Origin of the sequence: Hyphomonas oceanitis SCH89, from assembly GCF_000685295.1 — a bacterium.
GTDB lineage: Bacteria > Pseudomonadota > Alphaproteobacteria > Caulobacterales > Hyphomonadaceae > Hyphomonas > Hyphomonas oceanitis.
The window spans coordinates 1-20,927 of record NZ_ARYL01000016.1 but is presented as its reverse complement, the minus strand read 5'-3'; the positions used below and the strand labels follow the sequence as shown (position 1 = coordinate 20,927).

Annotated in this window: 15 protein-coding genes; 7 read left to right on the top strand and 8 right to left on the bottom strand. The window is 60.5% G+C overall.

What is annotated here, in order from left to right; translation table 11 throughout:
- Positions 1-6: 6 nt before the first annotated feature.
- Together HOC_RS11415 and HOC_RS11410 are read right to left on the bottom strand one after the other, a co-directional pair.
- Positions 7-1,194, bottom strand: coding sequence for an efflux RND transporter periplasmic adaptor subunit (locus tag HOC_RS11415; protein ID WP_051624800.1), 1,188 nt, complete (start codon positions 1,192-1,194; stop codon positions 7-9).
- Complete coding sequence (locus HOC_RS11410; RefSeq protein WP_051624799.1) at positions 1,191-1,901, bottom strand: TetR/AcrR family transcriptional regulator; 711 nt, start codon at positions 1,899-1,901, stop codon at positions 1,191-1,193. Before HOC_RS11410 ends, HOC_RS11415 begins: the two co-directional genes overlap by 4 nt.
- Before the next feature lie 144 nt (positions 1,902-2,045).
- Between HOC_RS11410 and HOC_RS11405 the strand changes: the two genes are divergently transcribed.
- The gene (locus HOC_RS11405; RefSeq protein WP_084146278.1) at positions 2,046-2,681 is read left to right on the top strand and encodes a nitroreductase family protein; all 636 of its coding nucleotides are present in this window, start codon (positions 2,046-2,048) and stop codon (positions 2,679-2,681) included.
- Here the strand turns inward: HOC_RS11405 and queF are convergent, their stop codons facing one another.
- Together queF and HOC_RS11395 are read right to left on the bottom strand one after the other, a co-directional pair.
- Complete coding sequence (gene queF / locus HOC_RS11400) at positions 2,682-3,149, bottom strand: preQ(1) synthase (protein WP_035538651.1); 468 nt, start codon at positions 3,147-3,149, stop codon at positions 2,682-2,684.
- Positions 3,142-4,161: a calcium/sodium antiporter gene (locus HOC_RS11395; RefSeq protein ID WP_035538649.1), complete on the bottom strand. Its 1,020-nt coding sequence runs from the start codon at positions 4,159-4,161 to the stop codon at positions 3,142-3,144. The genes queF and HOC_RS11395 overlap by 8 nt, the downstream gene beginning before the upstream one ends.
- Positions 4,162-4,468: 307 nt before the next feature.
- Between HOC_RS11395 and HOC_RS11390 the strand changes: the two genes are divergently transcribed.
- The 3 genes from HOC_RS11390 (at position 4,469) to HOC_RS21810 (ending at position 10,927) form a co-directional block, all read left to right on the top strand.
- Entirely contained in the window at positions 4,469-6,247 is a 1,779-nt protein-coding gene (locus tag HOC_RS11390; protein WP_162174832.1) for an autotransporter assembly complex protein TamA, read from the top strand.
- Positions 6,247-10,353 (top strand): translocation/assembly module TamB domain-containing protein, encoded by a 4,107-nt coding sequence (locus tag HOC_RS11385; RefSeq protein ID WP_035538645.1) that lies wholly within the window; start codon positions 6,247-6,249, stop codon positions 10,351-10,353. Before HOC_RS11390 ends, HOC_RS11385 begins: the two co-directional genes overlap by 1 nt.
- 193 nt (positions 10,354-10,546) lie before the next feature.
- Complete coding sequence (locus HOC_RS21810) at positions 10,547-10,927, top strand: helix-turn-helix domain-containing protein (RefSeq protein ID WP_162174831.1); 381 nt, start codon at positions 10,547-10,549, stop codon at positions 10,925-10,927.
- Here HOC_RS21810 and HOC_RS11375 read toward each other — a convergent pair.
- The 3 genes from HOC_RS11375 to HOC_RS11365 form a co-directional block, all read right to left on the bottom strand.
- Complete coding sequence (locus HOC_RS11375; protein WP_035538643.1) at positions 10,913-11,887, bottom strand: LysR family transcriptional regulator; 975 nt, start codon at positions 11,885-11,887, stop codon at positions 10,913-10,915. The genes HOC_RS21810 and HOC_RS11375 overlap by 15 nt on opposite strands.
- A gap of 122 nt (positions 11,888-12,009) precedes the next feature.
- Positions 12,010-12,453 (bottom strand): hypothetical protein, encoded by a 444-nt coding sequence (locus HOC_RS11370; RefSeq protein ID WP_035538641.1) that lies wholly within the window; start codon positions 12,451-12,453, stop codon positions 12,010-12,012.
- A gap of 166 nt (positions 12,454-12,619) precedes the next feature.
- Entirely contained in the window at positions 12,620-14,911 is a 2,292-nt protein-coding gene (locus HOC_RS11365) for a Tex family protein (protein WP_051624813.1), read from the bottom strand.
- Positions 14,912-15,232: 321 nt separating this feature from the next.
- On the opposite strand from HOC_RS11365, the gene HOC_RS11360 reads away from it, so the two are divergent.
- Both HOC_RS11360 and HOC_RS11355 read left to right on the top strand, forming a co-directional pair.
- Entirely contained in the window at positions 15,233-16,468 is a 1,236-nt protein-coding gene (locus HOC_RS11360; protein WP_035538639.1) for a parallel beta-helix domain-containing protein, read from the top strand.
- A 4-nt stretch (positions 16,469-16,472) separates the two neighbouring features.
- A complete protein-coding gene (locus tag HOC_RS11355; RefSeq protein ID WP_035538637.1) occupies positions 16,473-17,636 on the top strand; it encodes an SO2930 family diheme c-type cytochrome in 1,164 nt (387 codons plus the stop codon).
- Here HOC_RS11355 and HOC_RS11350 read toward each other — a convergent pair.
- Positions 17,633-18,277: a TetR/AcrR family transcriptional regulator gene (locus HOC_RS11350; protein ID WP_035538635.1), complete on the bottom strand. Its 645-nt coding sequence runs from the start codon at positions 18,275-18,277 to the stop codon at positions 17,633-17,635. The genes HOC_RS11355 and HOC_RS11350 overlap by 4 nt on opposite strands.
- A gap of 180 nt (positions 18,278-18,457) precedes the next feature.
- Here HOC_RS11350 and HOC_RS11345 point away from each other — a divergent pair, with 180 nt between their 5' ends.
- Positions 18,458-20,905, top strand: a complete 2,448-nt coding sequence (locus tag HOC_RS11345) for a TonB-dependent receptor (RefSeq protein ID WP_206741564.1) — start codon at positions 18,458-18,460, stop codon at positions 20,903-20,905.
- Positions 20,906-20,927: the final 22 nt, after the last annotated feature.

The following is a 20,927-nucleotide window of genomic DNA, read 5'->3' as shown; positions in this document are numbered from 1 at the left end:
CCGCCCTCAGCCGCCGTTAGGCGCGTCGGCCAGCGCAGGATCGCGCGGCGTGACGGGCATGCCGGGTGCGATGCGTTGCAGGCCATCGACGATCACGCGGTCGCCTTCCTGAACCGGGCCGCGGACAAAGCCACGCCCGCCTTCGGAATGGACCATCTCTACGGGGCGCGGCTCGGCGCGCCAGCCGCCACCTTCGACAGGTGCGGCAACGAACACGGTCCACAGCCCACGCGAGGCCGTCGACATGGCTTTTACCGGAACCCAGAAACCCGGCTCGTCGATTTCGCGCTCCATGGAGAGGCGCACAACGGAGCCCGCTGGCAGGTTACCCGGGTTTTCGATGTCGAACATGGCGGCGACCGTGCGCCGGTCTGCATCGATCACACCCGTCACGGTGCGGAGCTTGGCGTCCACAGGGCCGGTGTCGGCAACAAGTGTGTAGATATCGCCGGGGGTCAGACGGATGGCGCTGACAGATGGAAGGCCGATCCTGGCTTCAAGATGGCCGGATTCGACCAGTTCAAGGATCGGCGTGCCCGGCGCGGCGATGGCGCCTTCGTCAGACATGCGGGCCGTGACAACGCCGTCAAACGGGGCCGTGATGCGCGCCAGGTCGATCTGCACACGAAGTGTGTCAGCTTGCGCCTTCGCAGCTTCGATACGCGCCATGGATGTGCTGGCCTGCGCTTCAGCCTCGTCGACGCGCTGTTGCGAGACATGCCCCTGCGCCTTCAGTGTTCTCTGGCGTTCAACCGTGTTGAGGGCGAGATTGTGTGAGGCGCGGGCCTCTTCGACGGTCGCCTGAGCAGACGCGAGCTGCGCGCCGAGGCTGCGTGTATCCAGCCGCGCCAGCGTTGTGCCCGCTTTGACCCGGTCGCCGACATCTGCCGAGATCGCCTCGATACGCCCACCGGTCGAAAAACCGAGCTGGCTCTTGCGGCGCGCCTCGGCAAGACCGCTATAGGATTCATCGATCTTGAACTCGCTGGCGAGCCGCACCGGCAGGACCGAGACAACGAGTGGCTCGGGCGCCACGGTCGCGACCTTCGGCCCTTCCGCGCTGCGCAGCTGGAACGCCGCAAAGACGAGCCCACCCCCCACAAGAGCGAGGATCACGAGGAAAATCAGCCCCTTTAAAAAGGTCGGCCGCTTCTCGCGGGCAGTGTCGCCCTGATACGGATCGGAAGGCGTCATGGCTTGTCTCCCAAGGGGATGAAATCAGTTTGCTGCCGATTGGCGGGGCCTTGCAAACCCCGAAAGACCAGATCGGCATGAAAGGTAATGAACTCGCTCGCAGATACAGGCGCATGCGTCGGCGCAACGGCAGGAAAGTGCGGCAGGTGAGTCAGCAATTGCGCAACGCCGTGTGATGCGGCCCAGACCGATGTGGCCGACAGGAAGGGGTCGAGATCAGGGTCGAAAATGCCGAGCGATTGCCCCTCTTTCACCATTGAGACGAGAACACCGAAGGCACGGCCCTTGTTGGATGCCGTAAACACATCCCAGTCAGCATCACACTGAGGGGACATTTCAGCGCTTTCGATTTGAGAAAAAGCGGCTGCATAGTGATACGGACGCTCAATCGCCGTCTCGATATAGGTGGAGACACAGGCACGTCCGCGCACGGCAAAAGGGGCATCCACGCCGGAGACCCGGCCGACACGCGCCAGAAGCCGCTCGAAGAACGCCTCCTTCAATTCGTCGATCAACTCATCCTTCGACCCGAAATACTTGTAGATGGCGGAGGGTGAATAGTCGATTTCCTCGGCGAGCCGGCGGATCGACAAGCCAGACTCGCCTTCCAGCGCGAAGACACGCTCGGCCGCCTCGATAATGGCGCCGCGCACCTTGAGACGGCGGCGCTCTGCAGGCGTGGGGTCGAGGGACAGATCAGTTGGCATGGAGCGTTAATCAGTCGATGAGCTTAAGGCATGTTCAGAAAGTGAACACTGTTCACCCCATCTAGCGCCACCCTCCTGCCCCGGCAAGAAGAAACATGGAACCGCGCCCTTTCACGCCCCCGCTGTGGCCTCTATGTAGCGAGGATGGCAAATCGATTTCCCCCCGCTCCGCCCGTTGGCACACCGATGCTGGCAACCCGTCCCAGCGCCGACGCGCGCGCCATGCTGGCTTTGCGCCGCTCGGTTGGTAAGCAATTCCTGACCGAACCCGGCCCCTCTCCATCAGACCTGGACGAATTGCTGACGATTGCCGCCCGCGTACCGGATCATCGCAAACTCACCCCCTGGCGCTTCATCGTGTTTGAAGGCGATGCCCGTGTTGAATTCGGCAAGGCCATCGCCAAAATCCACGGCAGCAACCTGCCGGACGCAGAATCGCAGGATGTGCTTCATGCGGCGGGTTTGCCCCTGCGCGCGCCGGTCATGGTGGCCGTGATCTCGTCGCCGGACCACACCCACAAGACACCCGTCTGGGAACAGGAATTGTCCGCAGGCGCGGTGTGCCACAACCTCTTGCTGGCTGCCAACGCGTCAGGCTGGGCCGGTGTCTGGCTGACCGAGTGGCTCGCCTTTGACAAACAGGTCGATGCTGTTTTGGGCCTCACGGAAGGCGAACGGGTTGCCGGCTACATCTATCTCGGCACCGCCACGATGGCCTCTCTGGAACGCCCAAGGGCGGACATGAGTGAGAAGGTCACACGCTGGACAGCGCCCGCCTGATCAGCCGCGACCGCGATAGGACGCAACGCCCGTATCCGGCACATAGAGGCCTTTAGGCACTTCGCCGGACTGCCAGAACACGTCGATCGGAATGCCGCCGCGCGGATACCAGTAGCCCGAGATGCGCAGCCATGTGGCGTGGGTAAAATCGAAGATGCGCTTGCCGATCGAGACGGTGCAATCCTCGTGAAACGCACCATGATTGCGGAAACTGGTGAGGTAGAGCTTGAGGCTCTTGGACTCGACCAGCCAGTCGCCGGGCGCATAGTCGATTACCAGATGCGCAAAGTCCGGCTGGCCCGTTACGGGGCAAAGCGACGTGAATTCAGGGGCAACAAAGCGCGTCAGATAGAGCGTGCCAGTATGCGGGTTGGGCACGCGCTCAAGCTGCGCCTCTTCCGGGCTTTGCGGGGCGGCCGTTTGCTGGCCGAGCTGATCGAGGCCGCTATAGATCGGATTATCAGGCATTGGTCAGAATTCCTGGAACGGGGACAAGGCCGAACAAGAGCCCGAAATAGGTCGCATAGGCAAGCAGGAGGACTGCACCTTCCCAGCGCGAGATGCGCTTGCGGGTGATCGCAAAAAGCATAAGCAGGACAGTCGAGAGCACAAGCATGCCGATATCCAGCGGCGAAATGAGACTGGTCGTCGCGCCGTCGGCGATGGATCCCACAGCCGTGTTTCCGCGCACGCTGAATGGCTGGACAAGGGCCGTCACGCCGAGAATACCAAGCACATTGAAAATGTTCGAGCCAATGATATTGCCAAGCGCCACGTCAGACTTGCCACGATAGGCCGCCACAGCCGTTGTGGCGAGTTCCGGAAGGCTGGTGCCGACCGCAACAATCGTAAGACCGATGATGGTTTCGCTAATGCCGAAATCACGCGCGATTGAAACACCGCCGTCCACCAGCAGACGCGCGCCGATGATGACAGCTACCAGGCCGACAACCGCGATAATGAGCCCGACAAACAGGCCATATTGCGCCTGAACGCTTTCGCCTTCAGCGGCGTGCATCGCGGCCGCATCCGTCTCGCGTTTCTGATCCGCCAACAGTGAATACGCCAGATACGCCAGCAACAGGCCAATCAAGCCAAAACCCGCCACCCGGGTGAAAAGATCAAACCAGATCAACGCACACAAAAGGGCGGTTACGCCCACCATGACAGCCCCGTCCCGGCTCAAGGCCTTGGGATTGGTCAGGATTGGTCGGATGACAGCGGCGAGGCCCAGCACAAGCAGGATATTGGCGATATTCGACCCAACGACGTTCCCCACCGCGATGCCGACTGCGCCCTGACCAATGGCCCGCAGGCTGGTGACCAGTTCGGGAACCGAAGTGCCGAAACCGACCAGCGTGAGACCAATGACAAGCTCGGAAATATTCAGCTTCCGGGCAATGCTGACAGACCCCCGGACCAGCGCTTCACCACCCACAAACAGGAGCACAAGGCCGCCAAGCACCATAAGGTATGTCATTCAGTCTCCGTACTGCGTTGATAACTGCATTATATGGTGTTGCCGCTCATACTTGCAATTACCCGTATGGAGCGCCCCAAGACTATAAAAACTCGCCTGAATGGCGATGTATTTACGAGAATATTTTTCATTTTCTTGCAGTGTTCGGGGCGTAAACGGCAGACCTGCGCAGTATGTTGCCACTATACAGGCCTGTTCAGGCTTCATTTAGGAAAACTGGCGCAATCCTCGCATTGCAATTCGAATGGTAAATTCTTTGATGTCTCAGCGGCTAGCCCGTTTCAGCTCTGTTGCCGGGAGTGCCTTGATGCACCCCGCAACGGGCCTGTGCATGTTAAGCGCAGTGACGGCGTGCGCCGGATTTCCCGGAGGCAGTAACGGCATAGGCGGCGCGAACAAGCAGATGCCTGTCGAACTGGACGGCCTGCCGCCCGGACTGGAAGACAAGACACGCACCGTTCTTGAAACCGACGAGGCCCCGCCAAAGAGCATCCTGGAGTCGCGCCGACAGGCAGGCGATGCGGCCGGCACGCTGGAAGAGTTCCTGGCGGCGGAAGGCTATCTCGCCGCCCAGGTCTCGCCCGAGCTGATCGACACGCTTGAGAAGAAGCCGCGCCTCGACGTGCAGGCCGACGAACGTTTTGAAGTCGCCTCCGTCAAACTCTCCATGGCGTCCCCGGTCAGCGAGCCGCTTCAGGCCAAACTGGATGCGGCGCTCAAAACGGTTCCTGTGGGCTCGCCGGCGCGGACAATCGATATCGAGGGTCTGGACAGCCGACTGGTGCGGACGCTGCAGGATAATGGCCACGCCTTTGCCGAAAGCGGTGGCATTGATGTGCTCGCGTCCCGCAAGGAGAAGTCGGTCGAGATCACCTACGCCCTGAAACCCGGTCCCTATGTCCGTCTCGGCGACATGACACTGACCGAAGGCAGCGCGTCCGACATGGACACGATCCGCCTCTACCGCACCTGGACACCCGGCGACGTCTACGTCGCCGACAAGATCGACCAGTTGCGCGCACGCCTGCGCAGCAGCGGCCTGTTCGACGGCATCGGCGTCGCGATATCGGAGACGCCGGACTCGAACGGGCTCTACCCTGTCGAATTGACCCTCACTGAAGCCAAGCGCCGCTCTGTGGGCGCGGGCGTTACAGCCTCCACGACAGACGGTGTCGGCGCGGACGCCTTCTGGGAACGGCGCGACGTGACCGGCGCAGGCGACACTTTCCGCCTGCAGGGCGCAGTGGCGACACTCGCCCGGGACCTGACGGCCACCTATACCCGCCCGAATATCGGCCGCTATGGCCGCACGTTCACCGCGGAGACAGGCGTCCGCGCCGAAGAGACCGACGCCTATGACCTGCAAGGCGTAAAGGTCGGCGCGGCCTTGTCGCAGCCTTTCAACAAGAACTTCACGCTCTCGGCAGGCGTCACGCTTGATGCGACCCGCACCAAGGAGCTGCGCCTGCGCGCGTTGCTGGAGCCGCGCGAACTTGTGACCCTCTCCTTCCCGCTGGCGGCGACCTATTCGACCGTCAAGCAACCGCTCGACCCGCAATCGGGCAACAAGGCCTTCCTTGGCATTGAGCCGGGCATGTCGGTGGGCGATGCGAATGCGGGTTATACCCGCCTCCTCATTTCCGGATCGACCTACAAGAAAATCGCGGATGGTCCCTTCGTGGCCGCCTTGCGCAGCGAGTTCGGCGCCTTCTTTGGCTCGAATGGCGTTCCGGCTGACCGCCTCTTCTTCGCGGGCGGCGGCGGCACGGTGCGCGGCTTTGATTATCAGAGCCTGTCGCCAACCGATTCCTCCGGCGCCATCCTCGGCGGCCGCGCACTGTTCGATATGTCGGCCGAGCTGCGTTACCGCCGCAGCGAGAAGATCGGCTATGTCCTCTTTGTCGACACCGGTTCGGCGGCGAATAGCACAGACGAAGTGTTCAGCGATTTGCGCACGGCCGTCGGCCTTGGCTTTCGCTACTATCCCGGCTTCGGCCCGGTCCGCGTGGATATCGCCACGCCTGTCGACCGCCGTGACGGCGAGAGCCCGGTTCAGTTCTATATCTCCATCGGGCAGTCCTTCTGATGAAGTATCTGCGCGCCACCTGGGCCTTCATACGCCGACGCCCCCTGATGTCAGGCGCGGGCGGCATCGTGACACTGCTCCTGGTCGTCATCCTCGGCGCACGGCTCTGGATCAACAGCGATGGCGGGCGTGCCTTCGTCCTGTCGCAGATTGATGGGCGCGAGATCGGCAGTCTCGGAACAATCTCTGCGGAGGGGCTGACGGGCGATCCGCTCAATCGCATGCACCTCAACCATCTCACAATCGCTGACAGTGATGGAATCTGGCTTGAGGCGAACGATGTTCGCCTGAAGTGGACTCCCCGCGCCCTGTTCTCGCGCAAGGTCGAACTCAATCTCGCCAGTGCAGGCGAAATCAGTATCAGTCGCCGGCCCCAGACCGGCTCGCGCGAAAGCTCAGGCGGCGGTGGCTGGAGCATCGAGTTGGACGATCTCTATATCGGCAAGCTGGCGCTCGCCGAGGGCGTCGCCGGACCGGCAGCCTCCTTCAGCGTCGCTGGCGCCTTCACGCGCGGCAAGGACAGCATCCTCACCGCCAAACTGGATATCACGCCCATTGAGGGCCTCGGCGACCGGTTCAAGATTGACGCGCGCCGCGACGCAGCCGGCCAGTTCAACCTGAACGCCGAAGGGGCCGCACCTGCGGGCGGAACCTTTGCCACCCTGCTCCACCTGAAAGATGGCCAGGACGCATCCCTCACCGCCTCTGTGGACGGCACGCTTGAGGAAGGCGATGGCTTTCTGCAATTCCAGATCGCAGGCGAAGACGCCGCCTCGATGACTGCAAAGGTTCTTGACGGTCGCCTGACGGCCAATGCGGACGTCAACGCCCTGTCGCTTCCGTTGCCGGAGACCGTGCAGACACTGCTCGGCTCCGATGCCCGGTTTGTGCTCGGCGCGGATATCAAGAAGAACATTGCGTCGTTTGACCTCTCGGCCTCCATGGCCTCCGGCCTGCTCACAGCCAAGGGCGAAGCAGACACCGAGACCAGGAAGCTCAACGGCCCGGCCGCAGTGACACTCAAGTTCACGGGCCTGCCGGATCTCGCGGGCCTTGATGCCAACCTCTCACTCGATGGCACACTGAAAATGGAGGGCAATGTGCCCTCCTATACCGGGCAGGCAAATCTCGTCGCGCTCGATGGCACCGACCTCCCCTTCCGCCAGCTGAGCGGCCCTGTGACCGTCTCGGTGGAACCGGACAGAATCCCTTTCCAGGCTGACCTCATCGGCGAAGGCATCCTCGCGGGCAATGACACTGTGACAGGCCTGCTCGGCAAGCAGCCCCATCTCGTGGCCAGCGGCGCCTATGCCCGTGACACCGGCGTGCTGACGCTGGCGCCTTCCGCACTCACCCTGCCCGAGGGCAAGGTTTCCGCGTCCGGCACTCTCGCCACAAAAGCCCGCACGCTCGACATTCGGGGCACGCTGGACCAGGCACTGCGCAGCCTGCCCGGCTCATTTGGCGGGCGCGCCGCCGGCACATTCCGCGTGCACGGCCAACTCTCCAGCCCGTCCATCGAGACCAGCCTTACAGGCCAGAGTTTCTCAGGCCTTCCAGACAGCGTACAGCCGCTCATCGGTCCGGCGCCGAAGGTCAATGCGTCACTGAAGATTGATGGCAAGGCCATACGCATCGCCAAGGCAACGCTCGACAGCGCGGGCCTGCAGCTAAAAGGTGACGGCGTCTACCGGATTGGCGGCAACAGCGCATTGGCCTTCGATTTCGACCAGACCGCCCCCCTTGAGATCAGCGGCAACACATTTGATCTTGGTACAGGCAAAATCAGTCTCGCCGGCCCCTCCGATGCGCTTGTCGTGGATTTGAAATCCAGTTCGGGCACGTTCCACGTGGCCTCCCGCGATATGGAAGACGTGGCGACAACCGCGACAGTCACGCTGGCCGGTGATCGCATCAGCGGGCCTGTCAGGCTGACCGGAAGCTTCGCCGGTGAAGCGCTCGACGTGACGGCGGACTTTACACGCGCCGATGGCGACATGGTCATCGACAATATCAGCGGCAATTATGGCCCTCTAGCCCTCGCTGGCCGGACCGAGATCAACAAGGCAGGCGACCTGATCGTTGCCATCAACGCCGATGGCGATGGCCTGACGACGGAAGACATCCGCGTCAAAAGCCTGCGCGCCAATGCCAGCATCATAAAGGAAGGCGACGCCCCGATGTCGCTGGTCGTGCAGGCCCAGGGCAGTGGCGCGCGGCTGAAGAACGGCGTCAAGCTCGACACCTTCTCTGCTGACATAAAGAACAACAAGGACGGGTATGATTTCCGCGCCAGCCTCGTCAGCACGCAGGAATCGTTTCCGTTCGACTTCACCTTTTCCGGCAAGGCCAATCTCTCCGGCGATGCCCCGGAAGGCACTTTCAGCCTGTCGGGAACCGCGCTTGGTGAAAAGCTGAACACACCTCAGCCCGCTCGCTGGCGGCTGGGAGATCAACCCGACCTCAACGGTCAACTGGACCTGTTGGGCGGCGACATAAAAGCGAGCCTCTCCGGCAGCGGAGAAACCGCGACCCTCGCGGTGGACGTCAACGCGGTCGACTTTGGCGCCCTGTTTGCCCTCGCAAATCTCGGCGAGGTCGATGCGCGCCTGAATGGTCATGGAGAGTTCAAGCCGATCGGGCTGTCGCCTTCCGGGTCGTTCGCGTTTTCCGCAACAAGCCCTGTTCCCGGCCTCGATACGTCCCTGTCGCTGGACATGACGGGCCAGCTGAATGCGAAAGTGTTCAAGCTGAATGCCCGCAGCAATTACGGCAAGGATCTCGTGCTTGTCGCTGACGCGGTATTGCCGGTGAAGCCTTCGGCCACTTCACTGGTCAGCCTCGACCGCGAGCAAAAGCTCAGCGGACAGGCCACTCTCAAAGGTGATCTCGGCGCGCTCCAGTCAGCCGCCCTCGCCTATGGGCATGATATCGGTGGTCGCATAGATGCGCTGGCAACACTGAAGGGCTCGCTTGCCGCGCCTACCTATCAGGCCAAAGCGACCATCAGCAATGGCATCTACGAATTCGGTGCGACCGGCATGCGCCTGACAGGCATCGCCCTTGATGCCGCCTATGACGACCAGACCTTCACCGTGCAAGGCACCGGACGCGGCGCGGACAATGGCACCGTGTCAGTCAACGGCTCGCTGGGCAAAGACCGCACACGGGTCGAAGCCGATCTCACGCGCCTTCTCGTCTATGACCGTGACGGCGACATCGCCCGCCTCAGCGGCAAAGTGACGGTGACAGAGGATGATGACGGACGCCTGGCAGAAGGCAAACTCGTCGTCGATGAGGCGCGTGTATCGCTGGACAACCTGCCGTCCTCTGGCCCCAAGGCGATAGACGTGCGCTGGACAGACGACGATCCGTCGGCCTCCGATGCCAGCAAGATAAGGCAGTCATTGAGGCTCAACCTCGATATCGACGCCGCCCGGCGTGTGTTCGTCACGGGGCGCGGTCTGGATAGTGAATGGGCGCTCAATCTGACGGCCACCGGCACAGCATCCAACGTCAACCTCAGAGGCGAGGCCACAATGGTCCGCGGCAGCCTCGACCTCGCGGGCCGCCCCTTTGTGTTCGACAGCGGCAAGATCACATTCGACGGACCTGTCGACTCGGCCCGTATTGCCGTGGACGCGGAACGGTCCGTCAATGGGTTCGTCGCGAGGGTCCAGGTGTCGGGCAAACCGTCAAATCCGGTCTTTGAACTGTCGAGCACGCCGGACCTGCCGCAGGACGAAATACTGTCGCGCCTCCTGTTCGGTCGTTCATCCATCGACCTCTCGCCCGTCGAAGCAGCCCAGCTGGCCTCATCCATCGCCAAGCTCAGCGGGCGCGGCGGCGGATTTGATCCAGCCGGACAACTGCAGTCGGCGCTCGGGTTGGACCGTCTCTCGATTGGCTCAAACGATGCGGGCAATGCCGAACTCGGCGTGGGCCAGTATCTCAGCGACGACGTCTATCTCCAGCTCAATGCCGCAGGTGCCAGCGGCAGCTCCGTCGAGGTCGAATGGGAGCCTGCCGATCACGTCTCCGTTACATCTGAAACTACTTCGACCGGAGAAAACAAGCTCTCCATAAGGTGGAAAAAAGACTACTAGCTCCAGTTATAAGCGATGACTACCATTGAAACCAAAGGTATATTTTTGTGAGCTTAATTCACTTACGGGTGGTGGTTGGTCACAAAAGAACCTCAAATAGGCGCTTTAGTGTTTCATATTTTTGGTAAGCCCTGATCTTGCTTTAACATCCTTAGCGCGAAATGCAGGGGGTGCCATAAAAGGAAAATCTAACGTGCAACACGAGCAAAGACACTCCAGTTCGCGCGCACCGACGCGCGTAGATCAGCTAGTAGGTGAAAAAATTCGCGCACTGCGCATCGCGCAGAACCGCACTTTGGCCGAGCTTGGCACGGAACTCGGCATCAGCCATCAACAGTTGCAGAAATACGAGACAGGCACGAACCGCCTGAGCGCCGGTATGCTGTCGACTGTTGCAGAGGCTTTGCGTGTCCCCATTGCGGACCTGTTCGAAGACGAAGGCGACGCCGATCCGACGATCAAGGATCCGGCAATGCGTGTACGAGCCGAATGCCATGACTGGATCGAGCGGACCAAATCACCCGAGAAACTCGAAACCATGTCTCGCGTGCTGAAAGCCCTAGCCACCGGCTGAGGCATCGCCCTTCAGGTATGGCTTGAGCGAATCGACGCGATTCGGGTGGACGAAGTGTTCGGTGAACCAGAACGCATCTTCCGCTTCGAACATGTCTTTCAGCCAGTCGATGACGATACGGCCACTCGGCATGCGCCAGACTCTTTCGGTATAGGTCAGCCAGAACTGGATCGGCGCGACCTCTGGCAGTTCCAGAGGCACCAGGGACGGCTCGACCGTACCGATATAGGATGGCAGCAAGGCAACGCCGCCGCCATTCTTGCACACTTCAATCATGGCGCTTGCGGAATTGGTGACGAACGCGAAGCTCACCAGTTTCCGCAGCTCTGACATTTTCGGCGCCCAGCGCTCAATCTGGTGCACATAGGCCTGATGAAGAATTGAGCGGTGCCGGAAATATTCGAACAGGCTATTGGGCTCGCCATGCTCATCCAGGTATCCGCGTGAGGCGAAGCTGATATAGTGAAGCGTGCCCATGCGCCGGGCGATGACATCGTGTTGCTTCGGCTCGGTGAATTGTATCGCGATATCCGCATCGCCAGCCCCGACGTCAGGCGCCTTCTCGACCACATTCATCTTGATCTGAATGCGCGGATTCGCACGGTGGAATTCCGGCAGGCGCGGCGCGATCCAGTAGGGGCCCAGCCCGTCACCTGTCGCCAGCGTGATTGTTCCCTCAGCCGGCTGCCCCTTGTCATTGGATTGGCGTGTCAGCTCCTTGGCGGCGCCAGCCATGGCCTTGGCTTGGTTCAAGACAAACTTGCCCGCCTCGGTCAGCTCCACGCCGCGCGTCGAGCGATTGAGCAACTGCACGTTCAGCTCGTTTTCGAGGTCGTCAATCTTGCGCCCGATGGTCGGAGGGGACTCGCCAAGGCGCACAGAGGCGGCCTTCATGCTGTTCAGCTCCGCGACGACCATGAAGACCCGGAGATTATCCCAATTGAGGCGCTCCGACGGCATGCCCGTATCCTTCCGCTGGGCACAAGCCATACGCCATGCCTGACGCATCTATATCGGGGCAGACAAGGCACGTCATTACCGGAATCCAGCCAGTATTCGTAAAATTTATACCGTCTATCTCTTCAGGCAGCTCGACGAAGCGTAATGAATCCCGGATCTACTGTGACGGATTCACAGGTGATTTTCAAAACCCAATCGCGAATACTTCCCGGACCACCAAGGCATAGCCGGCCTTCGCGCCGCACGATCGGCAGGGGCCGCGCTGCCACAACGCCAAACCCGCTGACGCCGCGCATGCACTGCGTTTCACACCAATCCCAGCGATCATTGACGGTGGCGCAACGGAACCCGTCATCGTCGATCGGCTTGCGAAGGATGTACAGATGGCTTCCATTGACGAAGAGGTGCGAGACAGCCGTGTCGAAATAGGCTGGCGCATGGCCACCGAATGTCTCGGGATCGGTGAGCAATCGAACGATCTCGACCTGCTCGGCAGCGATGGGTGAATTGGGCAGCCCGCGCGGAATGGTTCCAGGCTGGCGGGAGGGAATTTGCGGATAGAACACGGCAGTCTCCAATCACGGATATGGACAAACAGGCCTCACCCATCGTGATTGGAATCTAGAAGCCCTGCCGCTGCAGCGCCAGTTACGAATCGGCCATATGGACGGAGTTTAAGACTGGCCCAGGCGCCCGAGTGCACTGCGCCTGTCGCAGCGCACTCGGTCTGTTTCAGCGCAGGGAAGAAAGCACATCGAACGGGCTGGACGATGGCGTGTCCTTGGGCGCAGCCGTCTTGGGCGCGGATGTATTGCGCGGCGCCCTGCCCGCAGCCTGCTTGAGGCTGAGCCCGATGCGCTTGCGCTGAACATCCACGTCCAGCACGACCACATTCACCACCTGCCCCGTACTGACCACCGTGTGCGGGTCTTTCACAAACGTATCCGACAGTTCCGATACGTGCACGAGCCCGTCCTGGTGAACACCGATGTCCACAAAGGCGCCAAACGCCGTGACATTGGTGACCACGCCTTCCAGCCGCATGCCGGGCTTCAGGTCAGTCACTTTCTCCACGCCATCCTTGAACGTCGCCGTCCGGAATTCAGGGCGCGGGTCACGGCCCGGCTTTTCAAGCTCGACAAGAATGTCCTTCACCGTCGGCACACCAAAGATCGCATCGGCAAACTCTTCCGGCTTCAGCTTCGAGAGGAAGGCCTTGTCGCCAATCAGCGCCTCAAGCTTGCGACCCGTCTTCTTGGCAATCCGCTCAACGACGGGATAGGCCTCCGGATGAACGGATGAGCCGTCCAGCGGGTTCTTGCCTTTGGAGATTCGAAGGAAACCAGCTGCCTGTTCAAACGCCTTCGGGCCAAGGCGCGGTACTTTCTTCAGCTCGCTCCGCGTCTTGAACGGCCCGTTCGCATCGCGATACGCGACAATGTTGGCAGCAATCGTGGCATTGAGGCCAGCAACGCGCGCCAGCAGTGAGGCCGACGCCGTATTCACGTCAACGCCAACCGCATTGACGCAGGTCTCGACAACGGCATCCAGCGACCGCGACAGCGCAGCCTGGTCCACATCATGCTGGTACTGGCCGACGCCAATGGCCTTCGGTTCGATCTTCACGAGTTCCGCCAGCGGGTCCTGCAGGCGCCGCGCGATGGAAACCGCGCCCCGGATGCTGACATCAAGGTTGGGGAATTCCTTCGCCGCAAGTTCAGACGCCGAATACACCGATGCCCCGGCTTCCGAAACCATCAGGCGCGTCAGGTTCAGGTCCGGCAGCTTGTCAGAGAGTTCCGCCACAAGCTTGTCTGTCTCCCGCCCCGCTGTGCCATTGCCCACGCTGACCAGCTCGACCTTGTGCTTCTTGCAAATCGCCGCCAGCGTCGCGAGCGATCCGGCCCAATCACGCTTCGGCTCATGCGGGTAGATCGTCGCCGTATCCAGCAGCTTGCCAGTCGCATCCACGACAGCAACCTTGCAGCCCGTGCGGATGCCCGGGTCGATACCCATCACCACTTTCGGCCCGGCAGGCGCGGCCATCAGCAGGTCATGCATGTTGCGGGAGAAGATGCGGATCGCGTCCTTGTCGGCCAGTTCCTTCAGGCGCGTGATGGACTCGCGTGAACTCGATGGCTCAAGCTTGCCCTTCCACGCGGCCTGAGCCGTCTCTTTCAGCCACGAGTCTCCCGGGCGGCCCTTGGTCGCGATCCCGAATTCCTGACAGATTTCACGTATGGCCGGATGGTCGCGCGTCTCGTCATGCGGCACAGCCAGCTTGACCCGCAGCACGCCTTCCTTCTGGCCGCGCAGCAGCGCCAGCGCCCGGTGCGATGGCATCGCATTGATCGGCTCATCGAAATCGAAATAGTCGGCAAACTTCGCCCCCGCCTCTTCCTTGCCCTTCACCAGCGCCGAGCCGAGCTTGCCACTGCCCCACACGGTCTCACGGATCTTGCCGACCAGTTTTGGTGCTTCGGCCATCTTCTCGACGATAATCTCGCGGGCGCCTTCCAATGCGCTCTCCTGGTCCGCAACGCCTTTCTTGGACGAAACGAACGCCTTCGCTTCGGCGGTTGGCAGCAGGGCGGGATTGGCCAGCAGCCGGTCGGCCAGTGGCTCAAGCCCGGCCTCGCGGGCGATGGTCGCCTTGGTGCGCCGCTTGATTTTGTAGGGGGCATAGAGGTCTTCAAGCGCGACCTTGGTCTCGGCCGCCATGATCTCGCGCTCCAGCGCGGGGGTCAGCTTGTCCTGTTCGCGGATTGCACTCAGCACCGTCTCGCGTCGGCTCGCCAGTTCCGTCAGGTATTCCAGGCGCTCGGTCAGGGCGCGCAGCTGCGTATCGTCGAGGCCGCCTGTGCGCTCCTTGCGATAGCGCGCGATGAAGGGAACCGTCGCCCCTTCATCCAGCAGTGCCATGACGGCCGATACCTGACGTTCAGCGACACCGAGTTCCTTGGCGATCTGGCGGGCGATAGCGTCTGAGGTGGTCGAAGCAGAGGAACGAGATGTGCCGGTCATGATATTGGCCTTCTGAATGCAGGGAGGAACAGCACGTTCAGGAACGCGCGGGTCCATCAATTCACCCTAAATCGTTCACACCTCGTTTACGCTTGAAGAAACATCTGCAGTTAATTGATGCCTTCCCTCATTGTAATATTTGTGGGCCTGTCATTACAGGCGATCTAGACAAAAGCGCTCCCCTCAGCTCGCTTTTTCTACCGGCACTGCGTCTCATGAGCAGAAATCCCGGAAAACAGAATTTTTTTCTGTTTTTTCGCTTCAAGCGCTAGACAGCACCGGAATTCTAAGGTTCCGATGGCGCAAATGGAGGAAACATAAATGACATCCAAGCACCTTATCAGCGTATGTCTGGCGGCAATGCTCGCCGCATGCGGTCAGAATACACCCAAGCCTGAAGCCCCAACCGAACAGCTTAGCGCCGAAGACACGCTGATGCAGCAGCTCATCGACGCCAAGACGGGGGATGTCATCGAAATTCCCGAAGGCAAGCTTTCCTTCAAGCGCGCCCTCAGCCTGACGGTAAATGGCGTGACAATTCGTGGCCAGGGTATGGACAAGACCGTGCTGAGCTTTGCCGACCAGATTTCCGGCGCCGAAGGCCTCCTCGTCACAGCCAGCGACTTCACGATTGAAGATCTCGCCATCGAAGACACAATCGGCGATGCCCTGAAGGTGAATGAAGGCGACAATATCACCATCCGCCGCATTCGCACCGAATGGACCAACGGACCAGCGACAGAAAACGGCGCCTACGGCATCTACCCGGTCCAGACGACCAATGTGCTGATGGAAGACAATGTCGCCATTGGCGCCTCTGATGCCGGCATCTATGTCGGCCAGTCGAAGAACGTCATCGTCCGCCGCAACCGCGCTGAATACAATGTCGCCGGTATCGAGATCGAGAACACAATTGGCGCCGACGTCTACGAGAACGTCACCACCAACAATACAGGCGGCATCCTCGTCTTCAACATGCCTGCCCTGAAGCAGGCAGGTACAACGACCCGCGTCTATGACAACAAGGTCTATGCCAACAATCTCGGCAATTTCGGCCATGCCGGCACACCCGTCGCCAGCGTTCCTGCCGGTACGGGCGTCATCGTCAACTCGAACGACAAGGTCGAAATCTTCAACAACGAGATTTCCGACAACAAGACCTCCAATGTGATCATCTCCAGCCTCTTCGAAACCGGCTACTCTGACGACGAGAAGAGCGACACGTTCGATCCGTATCCAGAAAGCATCTACATCTATGGCAACACGTTCTCGGGCGGCGGCAACGCCCCTGACAGAGCCGGCCTGGAAGCGGCGCGTGTGGCGCTGTTCGGCGAAGATGGCAGCTTTCCGGACGTCCTCTGGGACGGCTATGTCGATCCGGCAAAGATGGTGGACGGCAAGATGCCGGATGATCTGCGCATCTGTGTCGACAATGGCGACGCGGAAGTGCTCAACGCCGATGCACCGAACAAATATGCCGCCCCGGCGCTTGTGACCGACGCGCATCGCTGCACGCTTGAGAAGCTGCCAGCCATCGAGTTGAACCGCGAGGGCTAGGTTCATGCATTTGAATCGCTTGGGTGGCTTCCTGGTTGCCGGATTGCTTTGTGTGCTCACGGCCTGTGGCGCACAAGGCAAATCGGCAACGGCGACCGTCCATTTCTATCCGGACACCAACCCGGCGCTCTTGAGCGAGTGGGGCGTGCTCAGCGCATCCAAAGGCGCCCTGCGCCTCAGCACGGGCGTTGTGCCCTATGACCTGAACACGCCGCTCTTCACGGACTATGCCCACAAGCTGCGCACCATCTATGTGCCGGAAGGTGAGGCCGCAGCCTTTCGCGACAATGACTACCCTGACTTCCCCGTCGGAACGATCATCAGCAAGACGTTCTACTATCCCCGCGCTTCCGGCGATCAGACGGGCGATCGTCAGCGCATTCTCAAGGCCAATGACACGCCCGGAAAGGTCGAACCGATCCTAGACGATCTCGCATCGGTGGACCTGGTAGAAACACGCCTGCTGGTCCGCCGCGAAAAGGCATGGGAGGCCATCTCCTATGTCTGGAACGACGAGCAGACCGACGCCAAGCTCACCAGGATCGGCGCCTATCGCGACATGACAATTGTCGACGATCAGGGCCAGGAGACGGATTTCACCTACGTCGTGCCCAACACAAACCAGTGTGCAGGCTGCCACGCGCTGAACAACACCACGCGCGTCATCGCGCCGCTGGGTGTCCGCCCACGCCATCTCAACAAGCGCTTCGACCATGGCGATGGCGAGACGAACCAGTTGGAATATCTCGCCATGATCGGCTATCTGAAAAACGCGCCTGCGCCTGAAAATGTGCCACGGAATGCCGACTGGAAAGACGAAGCGCTCCCCCTCAACGACCGCGCCCGCGCCTATCTCGATATCAATTGCTCCCACTGTCACAACCGTGATGGTCCGGCCGATACGTCCGGCCTTTACCTGACGCCTGACATCCCGCTCGGCGAGGCCTCAGGCCTATGCAAACTGCCCATCGCAGCGGGTGGCGGCACGGGCAACCTGCCCTACGATATCGTGCCCGGTCATCCCGAGGACTCCGTTCTCGCCTACCGTATGGGATCGACCGACCCGGGCGCCATGATGCCGGAGCTTGGCCGGTCCCTCAGGCATGACGAAGGCGTCGCACTTATCCGCGAATGGATCCAGAATATGGATGGCTCATGCGCCGGTTAGTCGCTCAGGAAATTGGCCAGATAGCTTTCGAGGTTGAGCTTCAACGACTCGAAATAGCTGTCAGCCATCTCCTCTGCCGCCTGGCTGACAAGAATGCTTTCGACCGACAGGAACACCTGCATCGTGATCTGAGCCGTAATCATCGGATCGCCGCCCTTGAAATTGTCCCCGCCCGCGCCCCAGTATTCCGCCAGGTGCAGCGTGATCGAGTCCTGCTTGGCAATATCAAGCGCAAGGCCGCCCGTACGTATCAGTATGGCTTGCAGAAGCTTGCGGTAATACGGGTGCAGGTCGAAATACTGGCGCACAACATCCATGACCGCGCCCAGCCGCGAGCGCCAGTCGGTATGCGTTTCCGTATCCAGCAACACCTCGAACAGCTTTGCGTCAATCTGTTCCGTGACCTGCAGGTAAAGCTCGTCAACAATCAGGTCCACGGTCGGGAAATAGCGATAAACCGAGCTGACAGGGATGGATGCCTCTTCGGCGATCAGTGTCGTCGTGAGCTCGCTGACGGCATGCGTGCGCAGGAACTCGGCCGCCGCCCTGAGGATCGTATTCGCCCGCTGCCGCGCCCGCGCCTGCGGGGGATCTTCGCGCGTCTTCAGCGGACCGATTTCGAAGGAATCTCTCTGGGGCATAAAAATTTCTGCTTTGTTTTTATCAAGCGAGATTCATCGGAGAAGAAAAAGAAACAAACATCAAGGGATACGCAACAGGGAGGCCCTATCGCTGCCTTCTACATCAATACATAGAAACATTTATCAAGATAACAATGCAGTCGCAGGGGGTCACTGTGACGCAAACACCGGGGAATACACATGAACAAGAATCGATTTGGTATGAACACGGCGCGTCTGGCGCTACTGACCAGCGCAGGCATCGTTGCCCTGGGCATGGCACCCGCTTCCGCTCAGGAAGAGGCGGCCGAAAGCCAGCGCACGATGGACACGGTCCTCGTCACCGCCCAGCAGCGCGAGCAAAACCTGCAGGAAGTGCCGATCACGCTGCAGGTCCTCTCCGCTGACGCGCTCTCAACGCTCGCCGCCGACAATATGGGCGATATCGACGCCTTCGTACCGGGTCTGGAAGTGTCCGATGGCAGCCCGACACAGCCGAAGTACAAGATCCGCGGCATCCAGACGTCAGACTTCGGCGTCGGCACCGATCCGGCTGTCGGCATCTACGTTGATGGCGTCTATGCCGCACGTTCCGGCGCTTCGCTGCTCGCCTTCAATGACGTCGAGCGGATCGAAGTCATCAAGGGCCCTCAGGGAACGCTCTTCGGTCGCAACAGCGCCGCCGGCGCCGTCTCGATCACCACCCGCAAGCCCAGCGACAAGTTTGAAGCCGAAGTCGGTGTCCGCGTCGGCGAATACAACAAGCAACGTATTGAAGGCCTGCTGAACCTGCCCGTCAATGACAAGGTGGCCATCCGCCTGAACGGTGTCATGAACAAGCGTGACGGCATCTACACCGACGCCGCCACAGGTCAGGATCTTGGCCGCGAAGACAACTGGGCCATCAAGGGCGCCCTGCGCTGGGACCTCACGCCCGATACCCGCGCGATCCTGACCTACACGCATGACGAGCTGGACCAGGACGCCCGCCCCGCCATCGGCATTGTCCCGATCCCGGATGCCCCCGCCCAGCCTGCCTATCCGGTAGACGAGTCAACCTATCTCAATCCGTTCACGGCCAAGATCCGCAATGATGTGATCGACAATAGCGAGCGCCGGCAACTCGACGAGTTAACGCTTGCGGTCACGCATGACATCGGCTCCATCACCCTGTCATCGATCACGTCCTACCGGACATTCGATACCAATAACCGCGAAGACGAAGACGGTACAAACCGCATTGATCTCTATTTCGACACGAACAATGTCGAGAGTAATGAGAGCTTCTATCAGGAGTTCCGTGCGGCTGGCGAAACGGGCCCACTGAACTGGGTGGTTGGCGCAAGCTACTATGATGAATCTGCCGACCAGCGCAGCAACACATTCGCCTACACCAATACGATCAACACCGCCCTTGGTAATCTCGGCCTTGGCACGCCCTTCTCTGACATCGATAATTTCGTCCTCATTCCGTTTGGCATCGACGCCCGCCTCATGGGCAATGGCTGGACCGAGGACATGATCAACCATGGTGACTTCAAGGCCTATGCCGCCTTTGCCGACGTCATCTGGGAAGCGACAGACAAGTTAAGCCTCACCGGCGGTCTGCGCTATACGAAGGACGAAAAATCCTTCTCCTGGCTGAATGGACCGCGCGTCGCGCCGGAACTTGATGCCACGCTGGCCGCGCTGGAAGAAGCGGGCATTCTCGGCCTTGTTGGCGCCTCGCCGGAAGACTTTCAGTTTGACCTCGTGTTCGACATGTCAGGCCTCGCCGGCGTGCCTTGCGACAATGGCGTCACGGTGGCCGAAGGCGTCACATGCGAGCTGAACGATGAATGGTCGAATGTCAGCCCGCGTTTTGTTGTCGACTACAAGCTGGCCGACAATATCCTGCTCTTCGCCTCTTACGCCAAAGGCTACAAGGCCGGCGGGTTCAACAGCGTCGAACAGGCATCCCGCTTCGACAATGAAGACGTGACCAATTACGAAGCCGGCATCAAGTCGACCTTCCCGTCGGCAGGCCTTCTGATCAACGCCTCGGTCTTCCAGTACACGTACAATGACAAACAGGCGATCAGCCTGGTCAGCGGCGTGAACGGCTCGAATGTCTCTCAATACGTTGTGGAGACCAGCGATGAGGAAGCCTCTGGTGTCGACCTGCAGGTTGAGTGGGCCCCGACCGACGCCCTCTCCTTCTTCGGCAACGGCCAGTATATCAATGTCCTCTACAAGGATCGTGTCACACGCTCCGGTGTTGACCTGTCCGGTTCGCCAACGGGCGAGCCGGAATGGTCCTTCGCCTTCGGCGGGCAATATGTGCTTGACCTGCAAGACAATGGAGAGATCGAATTCTCCGCCTCACATGCCTATACGGGCGAACGCCGTTGCAACGCGGAATCCGATGGGCAGGGCTCTTGCGCCACCTATGCCGCATTCTCCGTAGGCGAAGCACAGGAACGCACGGATGTCCGGGCCTTCTGGACAGCTGAAAGCGGCCGCTACCAGGTCGGCGCGTTCGTGAAAAATGTGTTCGACAATCGCTACGTATCCGGCATCAATAATATCACTGTCGGAACGCAAGGCACGGCCTTCGTCGGCCTGACCGACCCGCAAATTTGGGGCGTCGACTTCAAATACGTCTACTAGGACGCCACACACCTACATCGAC